At 46.9% G+C, this 17,737-nt stretch carries 19 protein-coding genes and 1 riboswitch; of the genes, 16 read left to right on the plus strand and 3 right to left on the minus strand.

The genetic code is table 11. The features are described from left to right. The first annotated feature begins 23 nt into the window (after positions 1-23). The 6 genes from BI182_RS05850 (at position 24) to trxA (ending at position 6,205) form a co-directional block, all read left to right on the plus strand. Positions 24-1,007, plus strand: a complete 984-nt coding sequence (locus tag BI182_RS05850) for a linear amide C-N hydrolase (RefSeq protein ID WP_286806166.1) — start codon at positions 24-26, stop codon at positions 1,005-1,007. A gap of 34 nt (positions 1,008-1,041) precedes the next feature. After that, positions 1,042-1,506, plus strand: coding sequence for a methylated-DNA--[protein]-cysteine S-methyltransferase (locus BI182_RS05855; protein WP_286806168.1), 465 nt, complete (start codon positions 1,042-1,044; stop codon positions 1,504-1,506). Positions 1,507-1,671: 165 nt separating this feature from the next. Next, a complete protein-coding gene (locus BI182_RS05860) occupies positions 1,672-3,393 on the plus strand; it encodes an ABC transporter ATP-binding protein (protein WP_148638181.1) in 1,722 nt (573 codons plus the stop codon). A gap of 1 nt (position 3,394) precedes the next feature. Next, positions 3,395-5,161: an ABC transporter ATP-binding protein gene (locus BI182_RS05865; RefSeq protein ID WP_286806170.1), complete on the plus strand. Its 1,767-nt coding sequence runs from the start codon at positions 3,395-3,397 to the stop codon at positions 5,159-5,161. Positions 5,162-5,355: 194 nt separating this feature from the next. Then, on the plus strand, positions 5,356-5,775 hold the full coding sequence (locus tag BI182_RS05870; RefSeq protein WP_286806172.1) for a YjdF family protein: 420 nt from the start codon (positions 5,356-5,358) through the stop codon (positions 5,773-5,775). 118 nt (positions 5,776-5,893) lie between these two features. Continuing rightward, on the plus strand, positions 5,894-6,205 hold the full coding sequence (gene trxA, locus BI182_RS05875) for a thioredoxin (RefSeq protein WP_070370890.1): 312 nt from the start codon (positions 5,894-5,896) through the stop codon (positions 6,203-6,205). A 56-nt stretch (positions 6,206-6,261) separates the two neighbouring features. On the opposite strand, the gene BI182_RS05880 is transcribed toward trxA, so the two are convergent. Then, positions 6,262-6,936, minus strand: a complete 675-nt coding sequence (locus BI182_RS05880; protein WP_070370891.1) for a Crp/Fnr family transcriptional regulator — start codon at positions 6,934-6,936, stop codon at positions 6,262-6,264. A 107-nt stretch (positions 6,937-7,043) separates the two neighbouring features. Between BI182_RS05880 and BI182_RS05885 the strand changes: the two genes are divergently transcribed. After that, on the plus strand, positions 7,044-8,261 hold the full coding sequence (locus BI182_RS05885; RefSeq protein WP_286806175.1) for a GNAT family N-acetyltransferase: 1,218 nt from the start codon (positions 7,044-7,046) through the stop codon (positions 8,259-8,261). Between the two features lie 26 nt (positions 8,262-8,287). Here the strand turns inward: BI182_RS05885 and BI182_RS05890 are convergent, their stop codons facing one another. Both BI182_RS05890 and BI182_RS05895 read right to left on the minus strand, forming a co-directional pair. Beyond that, positions 8,288-8,854, minus strand: coding sequence for a TlpA family protein disulfide reductase (locus tag BI182_RS05890; protein ID WP_286806177.1), 567 nt, complete (start codon positions 8,852-8,854; stop codon positions 8,288-8,290). Positions 8,855-8,864: 10 nt separating this feature from the next. Beyond that, positions 8,865-9,536, minus strand: a complete 672-nt coding sequence (locus tag BI182_RS05895; RefSeq protein WP_286806179.1) for a cytochrome c biogenesis CcdA family protein — start codon at positions 9,534-9,536, stop codon at positions 8,865-8,867. 738 nt (positions 9,537-10,274) lie between these two features. Here BI182_RS05895 and BI182_RS05900 point away from each other — a divergent pair. From BI182_RS05900 to thiE, 9 genes are all read left to right on the plus strand, one after another. Next, positions 10,275-10,691 carry a SoxR reducing system RseC family protein gene (locus tag BI182_RS05900; RefSeq protein ID WP_070370895.1) on the plus strand — a complete coding sequence of 139 codons (417 nt, stop codon included), beginning with the start codon at positions 10,275-10,277 and terminating at the stop codon, positions 10,689-10,691. A 67-nt stretch (positions 10,692-10,758) separates the two neighbouring features. Next, positions 10,759-12,087: an electron transport complex subunit RsxC gene (gene rsxC / locus BI182_RS05905; RefSeq protein ID WP_286806182.1), complete on the plus strand. Its 1,329-nt coding sequence runs from the start codon at positions 10,759-10,761 to the stop codon at positions 12,085-12,087. A gap of 5 nt (positions 12,088-12,092) precedes the next feature. Then, positions 12,093-13,091 carry an RnfABCDGE type electron transport complex subunit D gene (locus tag BI182_RS05910; RefSeq protein WP_286806184.1) on the plus strand — a complete coding sequence of 333 codons (999 nt, stop codon included), beginning with the start codon at positions 12,093-12,095 and terminating at the stop codon, positions 13,089-13,091. Continuing rightward, positions 13,088-13,654, plus strand: coding sequence for an RnfABCDGE type electron transport complex subunit G (locus BI182_RS05915; protein ID WP_286806186.1), 567 nt, complete (start codon positions 13,088-13,090; stop codon positions 13,652-13,654). Before BI182_RS05910 ends, BI182_RS05915 begins: the two co-directional genes overlap by 4 nt. Position 13,655: 1 nt before the next feature. Beyond that, positions 13,656-14,279 carry an electron transport complex subunit RsxE gene (rsxE, locus tag BI182_RS05920; protein ID WP_228880426.1) on the plus strand — a complete coding sequence of 208 codons (624 nt, stop codon included), beginning with the start codon at positions 13,656-13,658 and terminating at the stop codon, positions 14,277-14,279. Further along, positions 14,279-14,857, plus strand: coding sequence for an electron transport complex protein RnfA (locus tag BI182_RS05925; protein ID WP_070370900.1), 579 nt, complete (start codon positions 14,279-14,281; stop codon positions 14,855-14,857). The genes rsxE and BI182_RS05925 overlap by 1 nt, the downstream gene beginning before the upstream one ends. A gap of 13 nt (positions 14,858-14,870) precedes the next feature. Continuing rightward, complete coding sequence (rnfB, locus tag BI182_RS05930) at positions 14,871-15,680, plus strand: RnfABCDGE type electron transport complex subunit B (protein ID WP_286806189.1); 810 nt, start codon at positions 14,871-14,873, stop codon at positions 15,678-15,680. Between the two features lie 235 nt (positions 15,681-15,915). Further along, positions 15,916-16,026: riboswitch (TPP riboswitch) on the plus strand. Between the two features lie 260 nt (positions 16,027-16,286). Further along, on the plus strand, positions 16,287-17,111 hold the full coding sequence (gene thiM / locus BI182_RS05935; protein WP_286806191.1) for a hydroxyethylthiazole kinase: 825 nt from the start codon (positions 16,287-16,289) through the stop codon (positions 17,109-17,111). Beyond that, positions 17,098-17,736, plus strand: coding sequence for a thiamine phosphate synthase (gene thiE / locus BI182_RS05940; RefSeq protein ID WP_286806193.1), 639 nt, complete (start codon positions 17,098-17,100; stop codon positions 17,734-17,736). Before thiM ends, thiE begins: the two co-directional genes overlap by 14 nt. Position 17,737: the final 1 nt, after the last annotated feature.

The following is a 17,737-nucleotide window of genomic DNA, read 5'->3' on the forward strand; positions in this document are numbered from 1 at the left end:
AAGTAGAAAGAAGGTAATTCTTAATGTGTACAAGCCTTACTCTGATGACAACAAACCAGATTAATACGTTGGCCAGAACCATGGATTTTGCTTTTTTACTGGATCCGGAGCTGATCTGTGTGCCGAGGAAGTTTTTGCTTGAGTCGGAGGTGGATCAAACCCAAAGAGCGGTCAAGTATGCGATGATGGGCATCGGTCGAAATTTGGGCACCTATCTTTTTGCCGATGGTCTCAACGAAGCCGGACTGGCCTGTGCCAGTTTATATTTCCCGGGCTATGCCGAGTATAGCGATGCGGTCATCCCGGGTCGCATTAATCTGGCGCCTCACGAAATTGTCGGCTGGCTGCTGACCAACTTCGCAACCCTTGAAGAAGTCAAGGCGGCGATTCCGCAGCTCAATATTGTCAGTACACCTCTTAAGATGATGAACGTCATTACCCCGTTACATTGGATCATTACCGATAAAACTGGCCGAACCCTGGTGATTGAACCGATGAAAGAGGGCATTGTGATCCATGACAACCCCCTGGGGGTGATGACCAACAGCCCGGATTTCAATTGGCATTTAACCAATATCCGCAATTATATTGGGGTTTCACCCAATAAAACCGGTTCGATTCAATTAAATGGCCTGACCTTTAGTCCCTTTGGCGGTGGTTCCGGAAGCGTTGGTCTGCCGGGAGATTACACCCCGCCATCGCGGTTTTTACGGGCACTGTTTGGTCGGGAGGCCATTAATCCCATCGAAACCGAAGAAGAGTGTATTAACGCCGCTTTTCACATTTTGGCATCAGTCGATATTCCCAAGGGCAGTGTGATCACCGATGAGGGCATCGATTTTACCCAGTATACGGCCTGCATGGTCTGTAATACCGGCACCTATTATTTCAAGACCTACGACAATAACCAGATTGGCCGGGCCTGCCTGTTTAATGAAGATCTAGATGCCAAGGAACCAAAGGTCTGGGAAATGATGCAAGAACAGCAATACCGGCAATTGAATTAAACGAATAGGATGATTGAGGCAAAAGGTGAATATGATGAAAAATGGTTTTTGTTATCAAACCCCCTTGGGGAAAATCGTAATCATTGAAAACGGCGAAGCCATTACCGGATTAAGTTTTGAAAAAGCGTTGCCGGATCAGGTCAATCATCGTGAGACACCATTGCTAAAAGAAGCCAGCCAGCAAGTGGCGCAATATCTGCAGGGGAAACGCCGCAGCTTTGATTTGCCGCTTTGTCCGCAGGGCACCGACTTTCAGCAAAAGGTCTGGAAAGCCCTTCAGGAGATTCCCTACGGCGAAGTCTGCAGCTACCAGGATATCGCCCGGGCCATCGGCAATGAAAAAGCCTGCCGGGCGGTGGGGGGGGCCAACAACAAGAACCCCATTGCCATCATCATCCCCTGTCACCGGGTAATTGGGGCCAATGGTAGTCTGGTTGGTTATGGCGGCGGACTGGATATCAAACAAAAATTGTTGACGCTGGAAAATCAGATGAAATAGCAAAACAGGAAGCAATCTCTTAAGTGGAGGTTGCTTTTTTTATGAGGGCGGTCGTTGATAAAGATAAAAAGAACTGGATTAATCACTAAAAAACGGTAAAATTAAAGATAGTTAATTTTTGAAAAACCAAAACAGAGAAATGATGACAACGGAAGGAGGTACCGTGTGAAAAAAATTATCACCGAATATTTAAAACCTTTCTATGGCCGGATGGCGATTGGTATATTTTTTAAATTTACCGGATCGATCATGGATCTGATTATTCCCTCAATTCTGGCCTTGATTATTGACCAGGTTATTCCGTTAAATCAACCCGCACCGATTTTTTATTGGGGTGGGGTAATGGTGGTCTGTGCCATCATTGGAATGGTCTTTAACATTATTGCCAATCGGATGGCCGCCCGGGTGGCCAGTGATGCCACCGAAATAATCCGTCACGACCTGTTTGCCCGGGTGATCTATTTTTCCAATCATCAGATGGATACCCTGACGAAGCCGTCGGTGATCTCCCGGTTAACCGCCGATACCTACATTGTTCATCAGATGATCATCCGGATTCAGCGGTTGGGGGTGCGGGCCCCGATTATGCTAGTCGGCGGCATCATCATCACAATGACCCTGGATCCGGGGCTGGCAATGGTACTAATCGGGATTATGCCGGTCATGATGCTGATTATCATCCTGGTTTCCCGAAAAAGCATGCCGCTTTTTGCCGGTCTGCAACAGGCCTTGGATGGCTTTGTCCGAGTGGTTCGGGAAGACATCAACGGGATCCGGGTCATCAAAGCACTGTCCAAAACCGACTATGAGAAAAAACGCTTTGATACCATTAATACCGATGTGGTGAACCGGGAGAAAAAAGCCCGGATGACGGTGGCGGTGATTTCTCCGGCCATGAATATCTGTCTCAATTTGGGTTTGGTATCGGTGGTGGTGGTGGGAGCCTATGGCGTCAATAACGGTACCTCGGAAGTGGGTATCATCCTGGCCTTTATGACCTATTTTACGATCATTCTGCATGCTGTTTTGGCGCTTTCCAAATTGTTTGAGATGTGGCCAAAGGCCACGGCTTCGGCGGAGCGGATTATCCAGGCCCTGGATAGTGTGGATATTTTGGCAGTTCAGGAAGTGACCGAAGATGGGGAAACTGTAAAAGATGATGCCTTTGTGGCATTTCAAAATGTCACCTTTTCATATAATAAAGAAGAACCCAATCTGGATAATATATCTTTTGCTTTGGCAAAAGGGGAAACTCTGGGAATTATTGGTGAAACCGGGGCCGGAAAAACCACCCTATTAAATCTGCTGATGCGCCTTTACGATGCAGATGCGGGGAGCATTACCATTGCTGGTCGGGACATCCGATCAATCGATCCCCGGGAACTGCATCAAAAATTCGGAGTGGTGTTTCAGAATGATATGATTTTTGAAGCCACCATTGAGGAGAACATCGATCTGGGCCGCAATCTCTCAAAAGAAGCCATAAAAAAGGCAATCGTCTGCGCCGGTGCCAAAGCATTTGTGGATGAAAAAGCGGATAAATCCGGCGAGCAGTTAACCATTAAAGGGGCCAATCTCAGCGGCGGTCAGAAACAGCGGATTCTGATTGCCCGGGCGCTGGCAGCCAGCCCGGAAATATTGGTGCTGGATGACGCATCAAGCGCCCTGGATTATCAAACCGATGCCGCTTTTCGCAAGGCGATAAAAGAAAACTTTGACGACACCACCATTATTATTGTCGCCCAGCGGATCAGCTCCATTAAACACGCCGATCACATTTTGGTGCTGGAAGATGGTGTGGCCATTGGCTATGGTAAGCATAAGCATTTAATGAAGATCTGCGAAATTTATCGGGAAATCAGCCATTCCCAGATGGGGGTGTCCTGAGATGCGACGATCACAAAAATTTGAAAAACCGCAAAACCGCAAGGGTACCCTGATCCAGTTGGGGGGCTATCTGATGCGCTATAAATGGCAACTGCTGGCGGCCATCGTCTTAACCATCGGCAGTAATCTACTGGCGCTGGTGGGGCCGCTACTTTCTGGTTACGCCATTGATGCCATTGAGCTGGGTACGGGTCGGGTTGATTTTAGTCAGGTATTTTACTACGCTGCCTGGATGGTGGTTTTTTATATCGGCTCAGCCGGACTGACCTATGTGCTGGAAGTGCTGATGATCCGGATCAGTCGCCAGGTTACTTTCGCCATGCGCCGGGATGTCTTTAATAAGCTGATGGATCTGCCGGTGGGTTATTTTGATGTCCATCAGACCGGGGATGTTATCAGCCGGATTACCTATGATATTGATACGGTCAACAGCTCCATTTCCAGTGACCTGATCCAGGTATCCTCTGCGGTGATTACTGTGCTGGGATCCTTTTTGATGATGCTGGCGATTTCTCCCCAACTGGTGCTGATTTTTGCGTTCACGGTACCGGCGTCAATCTTGATGTCCCGTTACCTGGTTAAAAAGACCCGGCCACTGTTTAGTCGACGTTCCCGCAAGCTGGGGGAGCTTAATGGCTTTGTGGAAGAAATGGTATCGGGTCAGAAGACTTTAAAAATTTATGATCAGGAAGAGCATACCATTGAGAAATTTAATGTGAAAAACAAGCAGGCGGTGGATGCCTATTATAACGCCGAATATTACGGCAGCATGATTTATCCGACGATTAATTTTATCAACAATATCTCGCTGGCCTGTATCAGTGTCTTTGGGGCGCTGTTATATCTGGTGGGATCGATGTCGATTGGGCAGATTTCGTCCTTTGTGTTGTACTCTCGCAAGTTTTCCGGACCGATAAATGAAATGGCCAATATCATGAATGACCTGCAGTCATCGTTGGCGGCGGCCGAGCGGGTTTTTGCTTTGCAAAATGAACTGTCAGAGGCCAGGGACACCGATCAGATGACCGATCTGACCAGTGTGAAGGGTGATATCGTGCTGGAAAATGTCCGCTTCAGCTATGATGCCAATCAGGTGATTATCAAAAACTTAAGTCTGGAGGCCGAAGCGGGTAAGCTGATTGCCATTGTCGGCCCCACCGGGGCCGGTAAAACCACGATTATCAATCTGCTGATGCGCTTTTATGATACCGAAGCTGGTAATATCTATGTGGATGGCAATGCGGTTCAGGAGCTGACCCGGGACAGCCTGCGCAAATCCTTTGCCATGGTGCTTCAGGACACCTGGATTTTTCATGGCACCATCTTTGAAAACCTGACCTATGGCAAAGAAAATGCCACCATGGCAGAGGTAATCCAGGCGGCCAAAGCGGCCCGTATTCATTCGTTCATTGCACATCTGCCTCAGGGTTACGATACGATTTTAAGTGATGACGGCACCAATATTTCCAAGGGCCAGAAGCAGCTTTTAACCATCGCCCGGGCGATGTTGCTGGACGCCAAGATGCTGATCCTCGATGAGGCCACCTCCAACGTTGATACCCGTACCGAGAAAAAGATTCAGGAAGCCATGCGCCAGTTGATGAAAGATAAAACCTGTTTTGTCATCGCCCACCGGCTCTCCACCATCCAGAACGCTGATCTGATTCTGGTGGTGGATCAAGGCGATGTGGTGGAACAGGGCACCCATGAAGAACTGATGAAACGGCAGGGGCATTATTGGCAGATGTATCAGGCGCAGTTTGAGTGATAGAAACATTGTGGATGGAATTTGATCTTAAATTAACAGATGAGATAACTTGATCAATCCGGTCATCGTGTTATAATAAAAGCAAAGATAAAAACACAGTTCTGGTTGGTAGTCCAGACGCAGGATCATCCTGTCAGTAACCTGCCTCCTAAGGTTGTCCGTTCTTTGTCACTATTTTCTAGGAGGAATTGAATATGGACAAAGTAACTGGCAAGTTGACGGTTTTTTTTGACGACCCCTTCTGGGTGGGCGTCTTTGAAAGCGCAGATGGCGAAACTCTGAAAGTGGCCAAGGTGACGTTCGGAGCGGAACCCAAAGACGGGGAAATCTATGAATTTCTGCTTAAAAATTATAACCGGCTCCAATTCAGTCAGCCGATTGCTGATGAAAAAGCGCCCGAGAAGCGGATCAATCCCAAGCGGATGAGGCGGGATATCAATCGGCAAATGGCCGCAAAAAGCATTGGAACCAAGGCGCAGCAGGCCATAAAAGAAGAGCAGGAAAATAAGAAGATGATCCGAAAAGCGTTTAACCGCCAGAAAACCGAGGAAGAAAAGCAACGCCAATTTGATCTGCGGCAGGAAAAGAAAAAGCAGAAACATCGGGGGCATTAATCAGGGGTTTGCGTAAGTAACTTTAAGAAGTTTGTTACTCTGTGATCAAGTTACGGAGTATTAATCTAAAATGGTTATAATAAAGATATACCAATTAACGATTAAGGAGATTAAAGATATGAGCGCAGTAATAATCACTAAAGATAATTTTCAACAGGAAGTCATCAATTCCGATAAACCGGTGTTACTCGATTTTTGGGCACCCTGGTGTGGCCCCTGCAAGATGGTTTCGCCGATCATCGACGAAATCGCCGATGAGGTCTTTACCTTAAAGGTCGGAAAAATAAACGTCGATGAACAACAGGAACTGGCCGCCGAATTTAAGGTCATGAGCATTCCGACCCTGGCAGTGGTCAAGGGCGGGGTAGTAGTGAAGAAATCTGTGGGAGCAAAATCCAAAGCGGATATTTTAGATTTAGTGGCTCAATAGCCCAAAAAATTAAAAGAGCAACCGAGAAATCAGTTGCTCTTTTAATTTTTTGGGCGTTAAATAATTTCCTTTAATTGCACCTTGTCAATCACTTCAATTTTACCCCGGGACAGGTGCACATACCCCTCGTTCTCAAAATATTTCAGCATCCGGGAAACCACTTCCCGGGCAGACCCCACATATTTGGCAATTTGCTCATGGGTCATCACAATGGTGGTAGAACCGGTACGGGCCACCTCATCCAGCAGAAAGATGGTCAGCCGCTTATCGAAACTCATAAAGAGAATCTGCTGCATCGCCCACATCACGTCCGAAAAACGGTCAATCATCGATTTATAGGAAAAATTCTCGGCATGGATGTTTTCATTACAAATACGCTGGAAGATCGAGGACTTAATCAGGAGGACTTCACAATCCGTTTCGGCATCAATATGCACATCAAAGGTGATATTTTCAAGGACACAGGAAGCCGATAAGATACAGACCTCATCCGGGCCCAGACGGTAAAGGGTAATATCCCGGCCGTCTTCGGATAAAATATAGGTGCGCAATTCACCGCTTTTAATCAGGAGCACGCCGACACAATCGTTTTCGCCACGATGGATGTTTTCACCCCGGCGGTATTTTATGGGGATGGCATTATCAGTCAGTTGTGACTGTTGCTGTGGCGTTAAATGATCCCAAAAAGTCAGAACGGATTGAAGAAATGTCTGATCGTTTTCTTTTAGCATATTGATACCTCGCTTAATCGAATATTTTCTAGTATACCATAAGTTGACATTGAGTCTAATTTAATATTTCGGGTATAAAATAAAATAATAACACTAAGGAGCGTCAAATGAATAAAGCGATAAAAAGAGATTTGCATCTAAAGCGGCTGGAAGCCAAGGATTTAACGCAGTTTAATGATATTTTGAGGTATGCCTTTCAGGTGACGGATGAACAGCTGCTAAAAGTCGGTTGGAAGCACGATGAGATTAAGCGGTCAAAATTTCCGATTCTGGAAAAAGCCGAGGTCATCGGCTGGTTTGAGGATGAGCGGTTGGCGGCCCAGATCGCTGTTTATCCGCTGCAGGTCAATATCAGTGGCAGCATTTATGAGATGGGTTATATTACCGGTGTGGCTACTTATCCGGAATACATGGGCTTGGGGTTAATGTCCGGGCTGATGAAAAAAAGTCTGGAAACGATGTATGAACGCAACCAGTGCATATCCTTTTTATATCCCTATTCCCATCCTCTCTATCGGCATAAAGGCTGGGAGGTGGTCTCGGATAAGATGACTTATCAGATCCGTGACCACCAGTTGCCTCGGGATATTGATGTACCGGGACGGGTGAAGCGGGTCAGGGAAAACAGCCCCGATCTGATTGCCCTTCATGACACCTTTGCCCGGCAGACCCATGGTTGTCTGGTTCGCAATGAACTGGTCTGGGAGGAATACTGGCGCTGGGATGTGGAGGATGTCACGGTAGCTATTTATTATGGCGAAGATGATCGCCCTTTGGGCTATCTGGTCTACCTGATCGAAAATGATGTCTTCCATGTCAAAGAAATGGTTTATCTCAATCAGGAGGCCCGGAAAGGGCTGTGGGGCTATATCGCGGCCCATGAATCGATGATCAACGAGGTGGTTGGCAGCAATTACAACAACCATACCATTTCGTTTCTGTTTGGTGACAGCGATATGAAAGAAACCATTCGCCCTTATATTATGGCTCGGATTGTGGATTTCGAAGGGTTTTTCAGGCAGTATCACTTTTCCAATACCGATATCAATGAAGCGGTAACCTTTGAGATTATCGACACCGTATTGGAGTGGAATAATCGCAGTTTTACCGTCAAGTTTAGCCCCGGTCAGGCCCCGGTTTTAGTTGATAAACCGTCAGATAACCGGGTCAAGTTAGAAATCGGGATTTTAACCTGCATGCTGCTGGGTTATAAGCGACCCACCTACCTGCAGCAGATTGAACGGATTGAGGCCAGTAAAAAAACAGTGGCGATCCTGGAGAGTGTCATCGCCAATGAGAAAATTTATTTCTCCGATTATATTTAAATCAAAAAAAACGGTTGATGTGAGCATCAATCGTTTTTTTTGATTGCTTCAATGCCGGAGCGCAGGGTCGCTTCATCGATGGCACCACGATAGCCGGTGACAATTTTGCCTTCGGGGTTAATAAACAGGGTGGTGGGAATCGATGAGATGCCATAGGCAGAACTGGCTTCCAGTTGGGTATCAAAATAAACGGGGAAGGCGAAGCCCTGGTCTGCGACGTATTGAAGCCCCTTTTCTTTTGTTTCCCGTTGCCCATCAGTCTGATCAATCATCAGAAAGATAACTGCATCTTTTTGATCCCGATAGACGGTGTTGAAATGAGGCATTTCGCTTTTACAGGGTGGGCACCAGGAGGCCCAGAAGTTGAGCACCACCGGCTTTCCGGCGAAATCGGACAGCTTGACCGGGTTGCCATCCTGATCAAAGACGGTAAAATCCGGAGCTGTCTGAAGTTCTTCGGTTTGACCGTTGTTGTTAGCGGCCGGTGTTTGCGGCTTAAAGTTTTGTGATAAGGCCGTGTAACCCCAATAAACGATGGCCAGAAAGGCCCCAAAAACGACGATGGCGATAAGCGTTTTAGTTTGTTTAGTCATAATAAGCTCCTTAAAAGGTTAAGAGTGACAGAAAAGTTCCCAACAGTCCGGTGGCCATCAGTAGTCCGATGACAACCAGCAGTCCGCCGGAAATCCGATTGATGATCAGATAATGTCGTTTGATAAAATCAAAGGTGGATTTCATCCGCTCAATCAAAATAGCTGAAACCACAAAGGGAATCCCCAGGCCAAGGGAAAACGAAAACAGCATCAAAATACCGTGTAGTGTATCACCGCTGGAGGCGGCCATCATTAGAGCAGAACCCAGAAACGCACCAACACAGGGCGTCCAGCCGATGGAAAAGACGATCCCCAAAAGTAATGCCGAGAAGAAACCGGTGTGGGAATGTTTAAGGTTTAGTTGATGATTGGTATTTAGAAACGGGATCTTTAGTATCTCCAAGAAATTCAGGCCAAATAGAATAATCACGCCGCCGCCGACCACATTGATCAGGGTGTTGTATTCAATCAGAACACTGCCAAGCTTTCCGGCAAAAGCACCAAGCAAAACAAAGATTACTGTAAAGCCGAGCACAAAGCCCAGGGCATTAATGATAACGGTACGATTATTATCACCCGGGGTTTGGCCAGCAAAATAGGAGATATAAATGGGCAGCATCGGCAAAAGACAGGGAGAGATAAAGGTGATGATGCCTTCCAGAAAGGCAATAAAATAATCCATATAACCTCCTTATTAAGGATTAGGATCAGTGAACCTTAAATAAAATAGAACAATTAACATTTTTTTATTGTAACAAAAGCTTATTTTTTTCTCCGTAACCAGATCACATTAGCGATATTATGACAATTAAGTCTTAAGAATAAAAGCTATTTTAGTAAAAATAGGATCGAATGACTTAATAAAAGTAATGATTTGTTAAATAAATGACGAAATTAAATCGAAAATTTCCCAAAGAACCGCAAACTTTTTTTCTATTTGATTAACCAGGTGAAATATTGAGGGTAAAAATTCGCTCATAGCCAGCTGGGTGATGATTACGAAAAAGTCGATTGTTAATATTTATACTATCGCAGAAAAAAGCCGAAATGAACAGATTTGAAATGAATGGTTTAATTGCGGGATTTAAAGAAAACGTTTTAATGAATTTTCGTAAAGCAGTGAAAAATGGTTAATTATTACTCGATGATCCCGGGAGTGAACAGGAAAAGACAACCTCGGATAAATTCCATATTTTCCCTTGTAATTCAATTTTTTAAATGTATAATTAAGTTCGATTTGAGACCCCGAAAAAGGCAAAATCATAATGCCTTATTTAATAAGAAGAAAGTTGATCAAAAAAGCAGAATCACTTACCGAAGTTTGAATGAATAGTTTTATTAATAGCTTATTAAGTGAATTAAATGCAATGAACTGGCGAGGATTCATAATAAATCGAGTAGAATGTTGGAGTGAACCGAAATGCGCAGAGAAGAGACCGGAATTGTCATCGAAACCAGTGAAAATAAGGCTAAGGTTAAGGCCAGTCGCCATGGTGATTGTGAAAACTGTGGGGTTTGCCCCGGCGATAATGCCATGGTTGTCGAGGTTCAAAACTTGATTGGTGCCAAAGTTGGTCAACGGGTGGCTTTCGAAATCCAGGAAGCAAACATGTTATGGGCAGCGTTTGTGGTTTATTTGCTACCACTGCTGGCACTTTTTGTCGGAGCTCTTGGTGGTGGCATTCTCGGGACGAATTTGGGACAGCCAGTGCTGGCGTTTCAGATCGTCGGCGGAAGTGTGTTCTTCACTGTTGCAGTGATCTATCTGAAACGCTACGATCAGGCAGTAAAAAAGAATGACAAGCTGCTGCCAGTGATCACCAAAATCCTGTATTAGTTGAACCGGGTCTGACAAACCAAAAGTAGCATAAATAAAAGTAGCAAAGGAAAAAAGAGGTGGAAAAATGATTAAATCATTTCGCGGCGGGGTTCATCCCAAAGACAACAAATCCGCTACGGCGGGAAAACCAATTGAAACGGCGCCGTTACCGGAGGTAGCGGTGATTCCGATGCGGCAGCATATTGGTGCCGCCAGTGTGCCGATTGTAAAAAAGGGCGATCTGGTTAAAAAAGGACAGGTGATTGGCGAAGCCGATGGCTTTGTCTCAAGCAATGTCCATGCCTCCATATCGGGACAGGTCATCGATGTGGGCAGTCATCCCCATCCCATCTTTGGCAAATGCGAGGCGGTTGTCATCAGCAGTGATGGCAAAGATGAGTGGCAAGAAGGGCTCCCGCTGACACGCAATTGGGAAGATCTGGAAGCTGCCCAATTACTGAAAATAATCAGCGATGCCGGAATTGTCGGGATGGGGGGGGCTACCTTTCCAACCCACGTAAAATCAACCCTACAAAAAGACAAGCATGTCGATCTACTGATTTTGAATGCGGCCGAATGCGAACCCTATTTAACCGCCGATCATCGGATGATGCTGGAAGAAGGGCCCCGGATTGTCACTGGCGTAAAAATCGCCATGAAAGTTCTGGGGGTGGAAAGATGTCTGGTGGGAATTGAGGATAATAAAAAAGATGCCATTAAAAAAATGACTGATGCCTTTTCCGGTTTACCGGTGGAAGTAGTGGCGCTGCCGACGAAATATCCCCAGGGAGCTGAAAAAATGCTGATCAATGCCGTTTCGGGAAGAATTATTCCTTCCGGGGGATTGCCGATGGATGTCGGTGTGGTGGTTCAGAATGTCGGCACGGTAGCAGCCATCTGTGATGCTGTAACCCAGGGAATTCCGCTGATTGAGCGGGTCACCACAGTCAGCGGCGGCAGTATCAAAGATCCGAAAAACATCAGGGTTCGGATCGGCACTCCGTTTCGGGAAGCAATTGAATTTTGTGATGGATTCTTAACCCGTCCGGAAAAAATTATCATGGGCGGACCGATGATGGGGATGGCCGAACCCAGTATTGATATTCCCATTATTAAAGGGGTATCCGGAATTCTGGCGATTGCCAAAGGAGAAGCCAATACCGGTAAAGAGGCCTCATGCATCCGTTGTGGCCGCTGCGTCAATGCCTGTCCGATGGGACTTAATCCCAGTATGCTCAGTATTTTAAGTGAGCGGGGACTTTATGAAGAGGCCAAAGCAGATTACGGACTTTTTGATTGTGCCGAATGTGGCAGCTGTGTTTTTGCCTGTCCGGCCAAACGGAATATTGTCCAGTATGTTAAATACAGCAAAGCGCAGAATGCAGCTGCAAAATTGAAAGAAAATCGAGGTTAAGCATCATGGTCGATACAACAATGAATGATAAAATATTTAATGTTTCGATGTCCCCCCATATTCGGGATAATCAGTCCATTGCTAAAATAATGTGGACGGTGATCATTGCATTGACGCCGGCAGCCCTGTTTAGCGCCTTTAATTTCGGATATCGGGTTCTGATTGTGCTGTTAATTGGGATGGGATCAGCGGTTTTATTTGAATATCTGACCCAGAAAATCAGAAAAAAGACCATCACCATCGGTGACGGCAGTGCCTGTTTAACCGGACTGCTGCTGGCCATGTGTCTGCCGCCGACGATTCCCTTTTATATGCCAGCTGTGGGTTCATTTATTGCTATTGTCATCGCCAAACACGCCATGGGCGGCCTGGGTTTTAATATCTTTAATCCGGCCCATATCGGGCGGGCGGCCTTAATGATCTCCTGGCCGGTGGCGATGACAACGTGGAGTAAGATGACCACCGGGGTGGATGTGGTGTCGACGGCGACGCCCCTTAATATTTTAAAACAGCAGGGCTATCAGAAACTGATTGAGACCTTTGGTTCCGCCCCGGACATGTATCAGGCCTTATTCCTGGGCACCAGAAACGGCAGCATTGGCGAAACGTCAACGGTATTGCTGCTACTGGGCGGAGGCTTTTTAATCTATAAAAAATACATTAACTGGCAAGTGCCGGTGGTGATGGTGGGAACGGTGGGAATTCTGACCTGGGTCTTTGGTCCGGCCGGACTCTTTACCGGCGATCCGCTTTTTCATATGATGGCCGGGGGACTGATCATCGGCGCCTTTTTTATGGCCACCGATATGGTGACCATTCCGATTACCATTAAGGGTCAGGTGATTTTTGCCTTAGGGGCGGGGATTCTTACCGTTCTGATTCGTTTAAAGGGCGGCTATCCGGAAGGGGTTTGCTATTCGATTTTATTAATGAACAGCATCACACCACTGATTGACCGATTTGTTCAGCCAGTCCGATTTGGTCTGAGGGGGGAAGTAAAATGACAGAACAACACGGAACTAAGCACTATTCCATTTTTCAGATCGCCATCAATCTGGCCATTGCCTGTTTTATTTCGGGTGCGATTATAGCCGTGACTTATTATTTCACCGCCCCGATCACCCGGCAAAATACCGAAAATACCAAAACTGAAATGATGCAGGAGCTGGTCGCTGAATCGGATCAGTTTGTCCCGGTGCCGGGAAAAACCGACTGGTTTATTGCCAACAAAAACGGCGCGGCGATCGCCTATGTCATCCCGGAAGACACCAAGGGGTATGGCGGCACCATCAAAATGCTGGTGGCGATATCGCCGGAAGGCAAGGAGATTGACTATCAGATCTTGTCGGCCAACGAAACCCCAGGACTGGGCGACAGCGTTGCAAAAGATGAGTTTAAGAAGCAATTCCGCGGTAAAACAGCGGCGGCCATGGTTGTGACCAAAGATCCGGCCAATACCGAGAATATCCAGGCCATCACCGGGGCTACCATTTCGTCCCGGGCTGTGACCGCAGGGGTGAAGACCGCCGAGACAGAGGTTATGGAATACTTGGAGGCACAGAACTGAGATGAAAAATTTATGGGATATTTTTAAAAAAGGTCTGATTGTCGAAAATCCAATTTTTGTGCTGGCACTTAGTCTGTGTCCGGCGTTGGCAGTAACTGCCTCGGCGATCACCGCCTTAACCATGGGGCTGTCAGTGATGTTTGTAATTACCGCCAATAATGTGGTAGTCTCACTGACTCGAAAGCTGGTCAACCCCAAAGTTCGGGTACCGGTGTATATTACCTCGATTGCCACCATCGTTACGCTGGTGCAGCTGTTGCTCCAGGCCTTTGCGCCGGAGCTTTACAAGGCCCTGGGGATTTATTTGGCGCTTATTGTGGTGTTTGCCATTATTCTGGCCCGGGCCGAAGTGTTTGCATCGAAGAACTCGGTGATCCCGTCGTTTTTTGATGGCCTGGGAATGGGGGCCGGTTTTACCCTGGCGCTGCTGCTGATTGGCTGCATCCGGGAACTGTTGGGGGCCGGGTCGATTTTTGGGATCCCGGTGATTGGTGATTGGTATGATCCGGCCTTAATTATGATTTTACCAGCTGGTGGTTTTATCTTAATTGGTTATCTGGTGGGTGGTTTTAAAATGCTGACTGAATATATGGAAAAAGCAGAAGCAAAAAAGGGTGACCGATAATGGAATACGTAACTTTATTTATTAGTGCAGTAATTGTTAATAATTTTGTCTTAACAAAATTTCTGGGATTATGTATCTTTTTTGGCGTCTCAAAAAACTTAAGTGCGTCGATTGGGATGGGGATGGCGGTCACTTCGGTGATGACGCTGAGTTCAATGCTGGCCTGGGTGGTATACAATTTTGTGCTGGTACCACTGAATCTGACCTTTATGACAACAGCGGTGTTTGTCTTGCTGATTGCCAGCTTTGTTCAGTTGCTGGAAATGGTTATTAAAAAACAGGCGCCAGCCCTTTATAATATGTGGGGCATTTATCTGCTCCTGATTGCCACCAACTGCGTTGTTTTGGCGGTGCCGCTGCTTAATGCCGAATCCAGTTTTTCGTTCTTAAAAAGTGTCGTTTATGCAGTCGGTTCGGGCCTGGGTTTTGCCCTGGCGATTATTTTAATGGCCAGCTTAAGAGAAAAACTGCGGCTGGCCGATGTCCCCAAACCACTGGAAGGACTGGGCATTGCCTTTATTCTGGCGGGGATGCTGGCCCTGGCGTTTACCGGTTTTTCCGGGATGATCACATTGTAGAGGAGTGACAGAGATGGAAACAGCATTATTAGTTGTCATTGTGATGTCTGCAATCGGATTGATTTTCGGTCTGATTCTGGCATTTGCCGACAAAAAATTCTCAATTGAGGTGAATCCGCTGATTCACGTTGTCGATGACATTTTGCCCAAAGGTCAGTGTGGTAGCTGCGGTTATGCTGGCTGTCTGGCTTATGCCGAGGCCGTGGTGTTAAACCCGGAGGTGACCCCCAATTTATGTATCCCCGGGAAAAAGCCAGTGGCTGATTTGGTGGCGGAATTAACCGGAAAGTCGGCGCCGGAAATTGAACCGCAGATTGCCCAGGTGCGCTGTAAAAATACCATTACCCATGCCATCAAAAAATACAATTATGCTGGGGTGGAAGATTGCATTGCCGCCAGCCTGATTCAGGGTGGACCCAAGGGCTGCAAATATGGGTGCGTTGGTTTCGGGACCTGTGTTCATAGTTGTCCTTTTGGGGCGATGACCATGGGTACGGATCATCTGCCGTTGGTGGATAAAAAGAAGTGTACCGGTTGTGGCAAGTGTGCCACGGTTTGTCCCAAGGCGATTATTCACATGACGGCCATCGGGGCTCCGGTGGCGGTGCTCTGTAATTCCCGGGACAAGGGCGTAATTGCCCGCAAACTGTGTTCGGTGGATTGTCTGGGCTGTGGACTGTGTACAAAAAGCTGTCTGTACGATGCCATCACAGTTGAAAATAATCTGGCGGTGGTTAATCCGAAAATATGTCTGGAAAAATGCAGCAATCCAACTTGCCTTGAAAAATGTCCAACCGGAGCAATTTATGATTTGAGACAGTAAAAGCTGCAAAAAAAAACAGCCGGTCCGAATGACCGTGCTGTTTTTTTATATTAGGAATGAAAAGAAAAAGAGGAGATGTTTATCTCTAGTGTTTATCTTAGGCCTTGAACCTTTAGCCAAACTTTGAAAGAGGTTAAGTTTAAGTTAAATTAAGAATTGAATGGCCGATTCAAACAGTCGAATCAGATGGGAACCCCGTTGACAAAAATCCGGTGATATGATAACCTTTATCACAATTAAAGAGTTGGGGAGCTTATGCATTTAGGCTGAGAGGAAGTAAATCGCTGCTTCGACCCATGTACCTGATACGGATAATGCCGGCGTAGGGAATTTATGTCAAACTGCTGTGCATTCGTGTACAGTTTTTTTTGTTTAAATCAGGATCGCTACGATCAGGAAACTGATTTAATTAATACTTCATTGCAAAAGTTCCGTGAGCTTTGGGCCCAGTTTCGCGCGAAACAATTTCTACACTGTACGGCGGACAGTTCGATGAACTGTTCGCCTACACGTTACGAAATTGTTTGTGGAAACTGCACCCAAAGCAATGATTGTTCGATGTTTTTTATTCTCACAAAAACCTAATGAATAGAAAGAGGTAAGCTTATGTTTGAAAAAATCCTTAAAAATGTCAGGAATCAGCCGCCGCTGGTTCATTCTATCACCAACTATGTGACAGTGAACGACTGCGCCAACATCGTGTTGGCCTGCGGAGGGGCTCCGATTATGGCTGACGATATCAATGAGGTCGAAGAAATTATTGCCATTTGCAATGCCCTGGTCATTAATATCGGCACCCTTAACGAACGGACGGTGGCATCAATGATTAAGGCCGGGAAAGAAGCCAACCGTCTCGGTCGGCCGGTAATTCTCGATCCGGTCGGTGCCGGGGCTTCGACACTGCGAACAGAGACCGTCTTTAAGCTGTTAAAGGAAGTGCAGTTTAGCGTGATCCGGGGCAATGTCTCGGAAATCAAAACCATCGCTTCAGGCAGTGGCAGAACCAAAGGGGTCGATGCCGATATCAGCGATGCCATCACTGAAGATAATCTGGACGGGATGGTCGCTTTTGTCAAAGCCCTCAGCCAAAAAAACGGGGCGGTTATTGCCATCACCGGCGCCATCGACATTGTCGCCGACAGCCAGAAAGCCCTGGTGATTCGCAACGGTCATCCGATGATGTCCCGGATTACCGGCACCGGTTGTATGCTGACCACAGTCATTGGCAGTTATTGTGGCGCCAATCCCGATGATCTGCTGCAGGCTACCGCCGCCGCCGTCAGTTGCCTGGGCTTGTGCGGTGAGCTGGCCTTTGCCAGGGTTGAGGCCGATCAGGCCGGAACGGCATCCTTTCGTACCTATCTGATCGATGCCATGAGCCGAATGGATGCCCAAACATTAGCAGGAGGAATAAAGATTGAAACTCGATAAGCAGACCATGCGGCTATATGCCGTTACCGATCGCAGTTGGCTGGGTGATCAAACCCTGGTTCAGCAGGTGGAAGAAACCTTAAAAGGTGGGGCTACCTTTATTCAGCTGCGGGAAAAGGAGCTGGAAGCTGAGGACTTTATCCGGGAAGCCCGGGTCATTAAAAAACTGACCGATGCCTACAAAATTCCCTTTGTTATTAATGATGCCGTTGAGGTGGCTCTGGCGGTGGATGCTGACGGGGTACATGTCGGCCAGGACGATATGGATGCCGGAGAGCTTCGAAAACGGATCGGGGATAAAATCATCGGTGTTTCGGCGGATACGGTGGAGCTGGCATTAAAAGCCGAAGCCGATGGTGCCGACTATATCGGGGTTGGGGCCATCTATGCCACGGATACCAAAACCGATGCCACGGTGGTGGCCTTTGAAACGATTGCGGCGATCTGTCAGGCAGTATCGATTCCGGTGGTGGCCATCGGGGGTCTCAACGAAACCAATATTCATCGCTTAGCTGGTACGGGGGTGGACGGGGTTGCCCTGGTATCGGCGATTTTTTCAAAAGCCGATATTTGCAAAGCAACCCGGGAACTTCGACAATTATCTGAGGCGATGACCAGGGCATGAA

It is taken from the genome of Acetobacterium sp. MES1, from assembly GCF_002237635.1.
Lineage (GTDB): Bacteria > Bacillota > Clostridia > Eubacteriales > Eubacteriaceae > Acetobacterium > Acetobacterium wieringae.

Excerpts from the sequence above, each read along its gene's own strand:
- BI182_RS05895 (WP_286806179.1), bottom strand. The coding sequence starts at position 9,536 with ATGGATTATTTTATTGCCTTTCTGGAAGGCATCATCACCTTTATCTCT.
- trxA (WP_070370890.1), top strand. The coding sequence starts at position 5,894 with ATGAGCGCAGTAATAATCACTAAAGATAATTTTCAACAGGAAGTCATC.
- rsxE (WP_228880426.1), top strand. The coding sequence starts at position 13,656 with ATGAAAAATTTATGGGATATTTTTAAAAAAGGTCTGATTGTCGAAAAT.
- BI182_RS05910 (WP_286806184.1), top strand. The coding sequence starts at position 12,093 with ATGGTCGATACAACAATGAATGATAAAATATTTAATGTTTCGATGTCC.
- BI182_RS05885 (WP_286806175.1), top strand. The coding sequence starts at position 7,044 with ATGAATAAAGCGATAAAAAGAGATTTGCATCTAAAGCGGCTGGAAGCC.
- BI182_RS05870 (WP_286806172.1), top strand. The coding sequence starts at position 5,356 with ATGGACAAAGTAACTGGCAAGTTGACGGTTTTTTTTGACGACCCCTTC.
- BI182_RS05865 (WP_286806170.1), top strand. The coding sequence starts at position 3,395 with ATGCGACGATCACAAAAATTTGAAAAACCGCAAAACCGCAAGGGTACC.
- BI182_RS05915 (WP_286806186.1), top strand. The coding sequence starts at position 13,088 with ATGACAGAACAACACGGAACTAAGCACTATTCCATTTTTCAGATCGCC.
- BI182_RS05880 (WP_070370891.1), bottom strand. The coding sequence starts at position 6,936 with ATGCTAAAAGAAAACGATCAGACATTTCTTCAATCCGTTCTGACTTTT.
- BI182_RS05890 (WP_286806177.1), bottom strand. The coding sequence starts at position 8,854 with ATGACTAAACAAACTAAAACGCTTATCGCCATCGTCGTTTTTGGGGCC.
- rnfB (WP_286806189.1), top strand. The coding sequence starts at position 14,871 with ATGGAAACAGCATTATTAGTTGTCATTGTGATGTCTGCAATCGGATTG.
- BI182_RS05925 (WP_070370900.1), top strand. The coding sequence starts at position 14,279 with ATGGAATACGTAACTTTATTTATTAGTGCAGTAATTGTTAATAATTTT.
- BI182_RS05855 (WP_286806168.1), top strand. The coding sequence starts at position 1,042 with ATGAAAAATGGTTTTTGTTATCAAACCCCCTTGGGGAAAATCGTAATC.
- rsxC (WP_286806182.1), top strand. The coding sequence starts at position 10,759 with ATGATTAAATCATTTCGCGGCGGGGTTCATCCCAAAGACAACAAATCC.
- BI182_RS05900 (WP_070370895.1), top strand. The coding sequence starts at position 10,275 with ATGCGCAGAGAAGAGACCGGAATTGTCATCGAAACCAGTGAAAATAAG.
- thiM (WP_286806191.1), top strand. The coding sequence starts at position 16,287 with ATGTTTGAAAAAATCCTTAAAAATGTCAGGAATCAGCCGCCGCTGGTT.
- BI182_RS05850 (WP_286806166.1), top strand. The coding sequence starts at position 24 with ATGTGTACAAGCCTTACTCTGATGACAACAAACCAGATTAATACGTTG.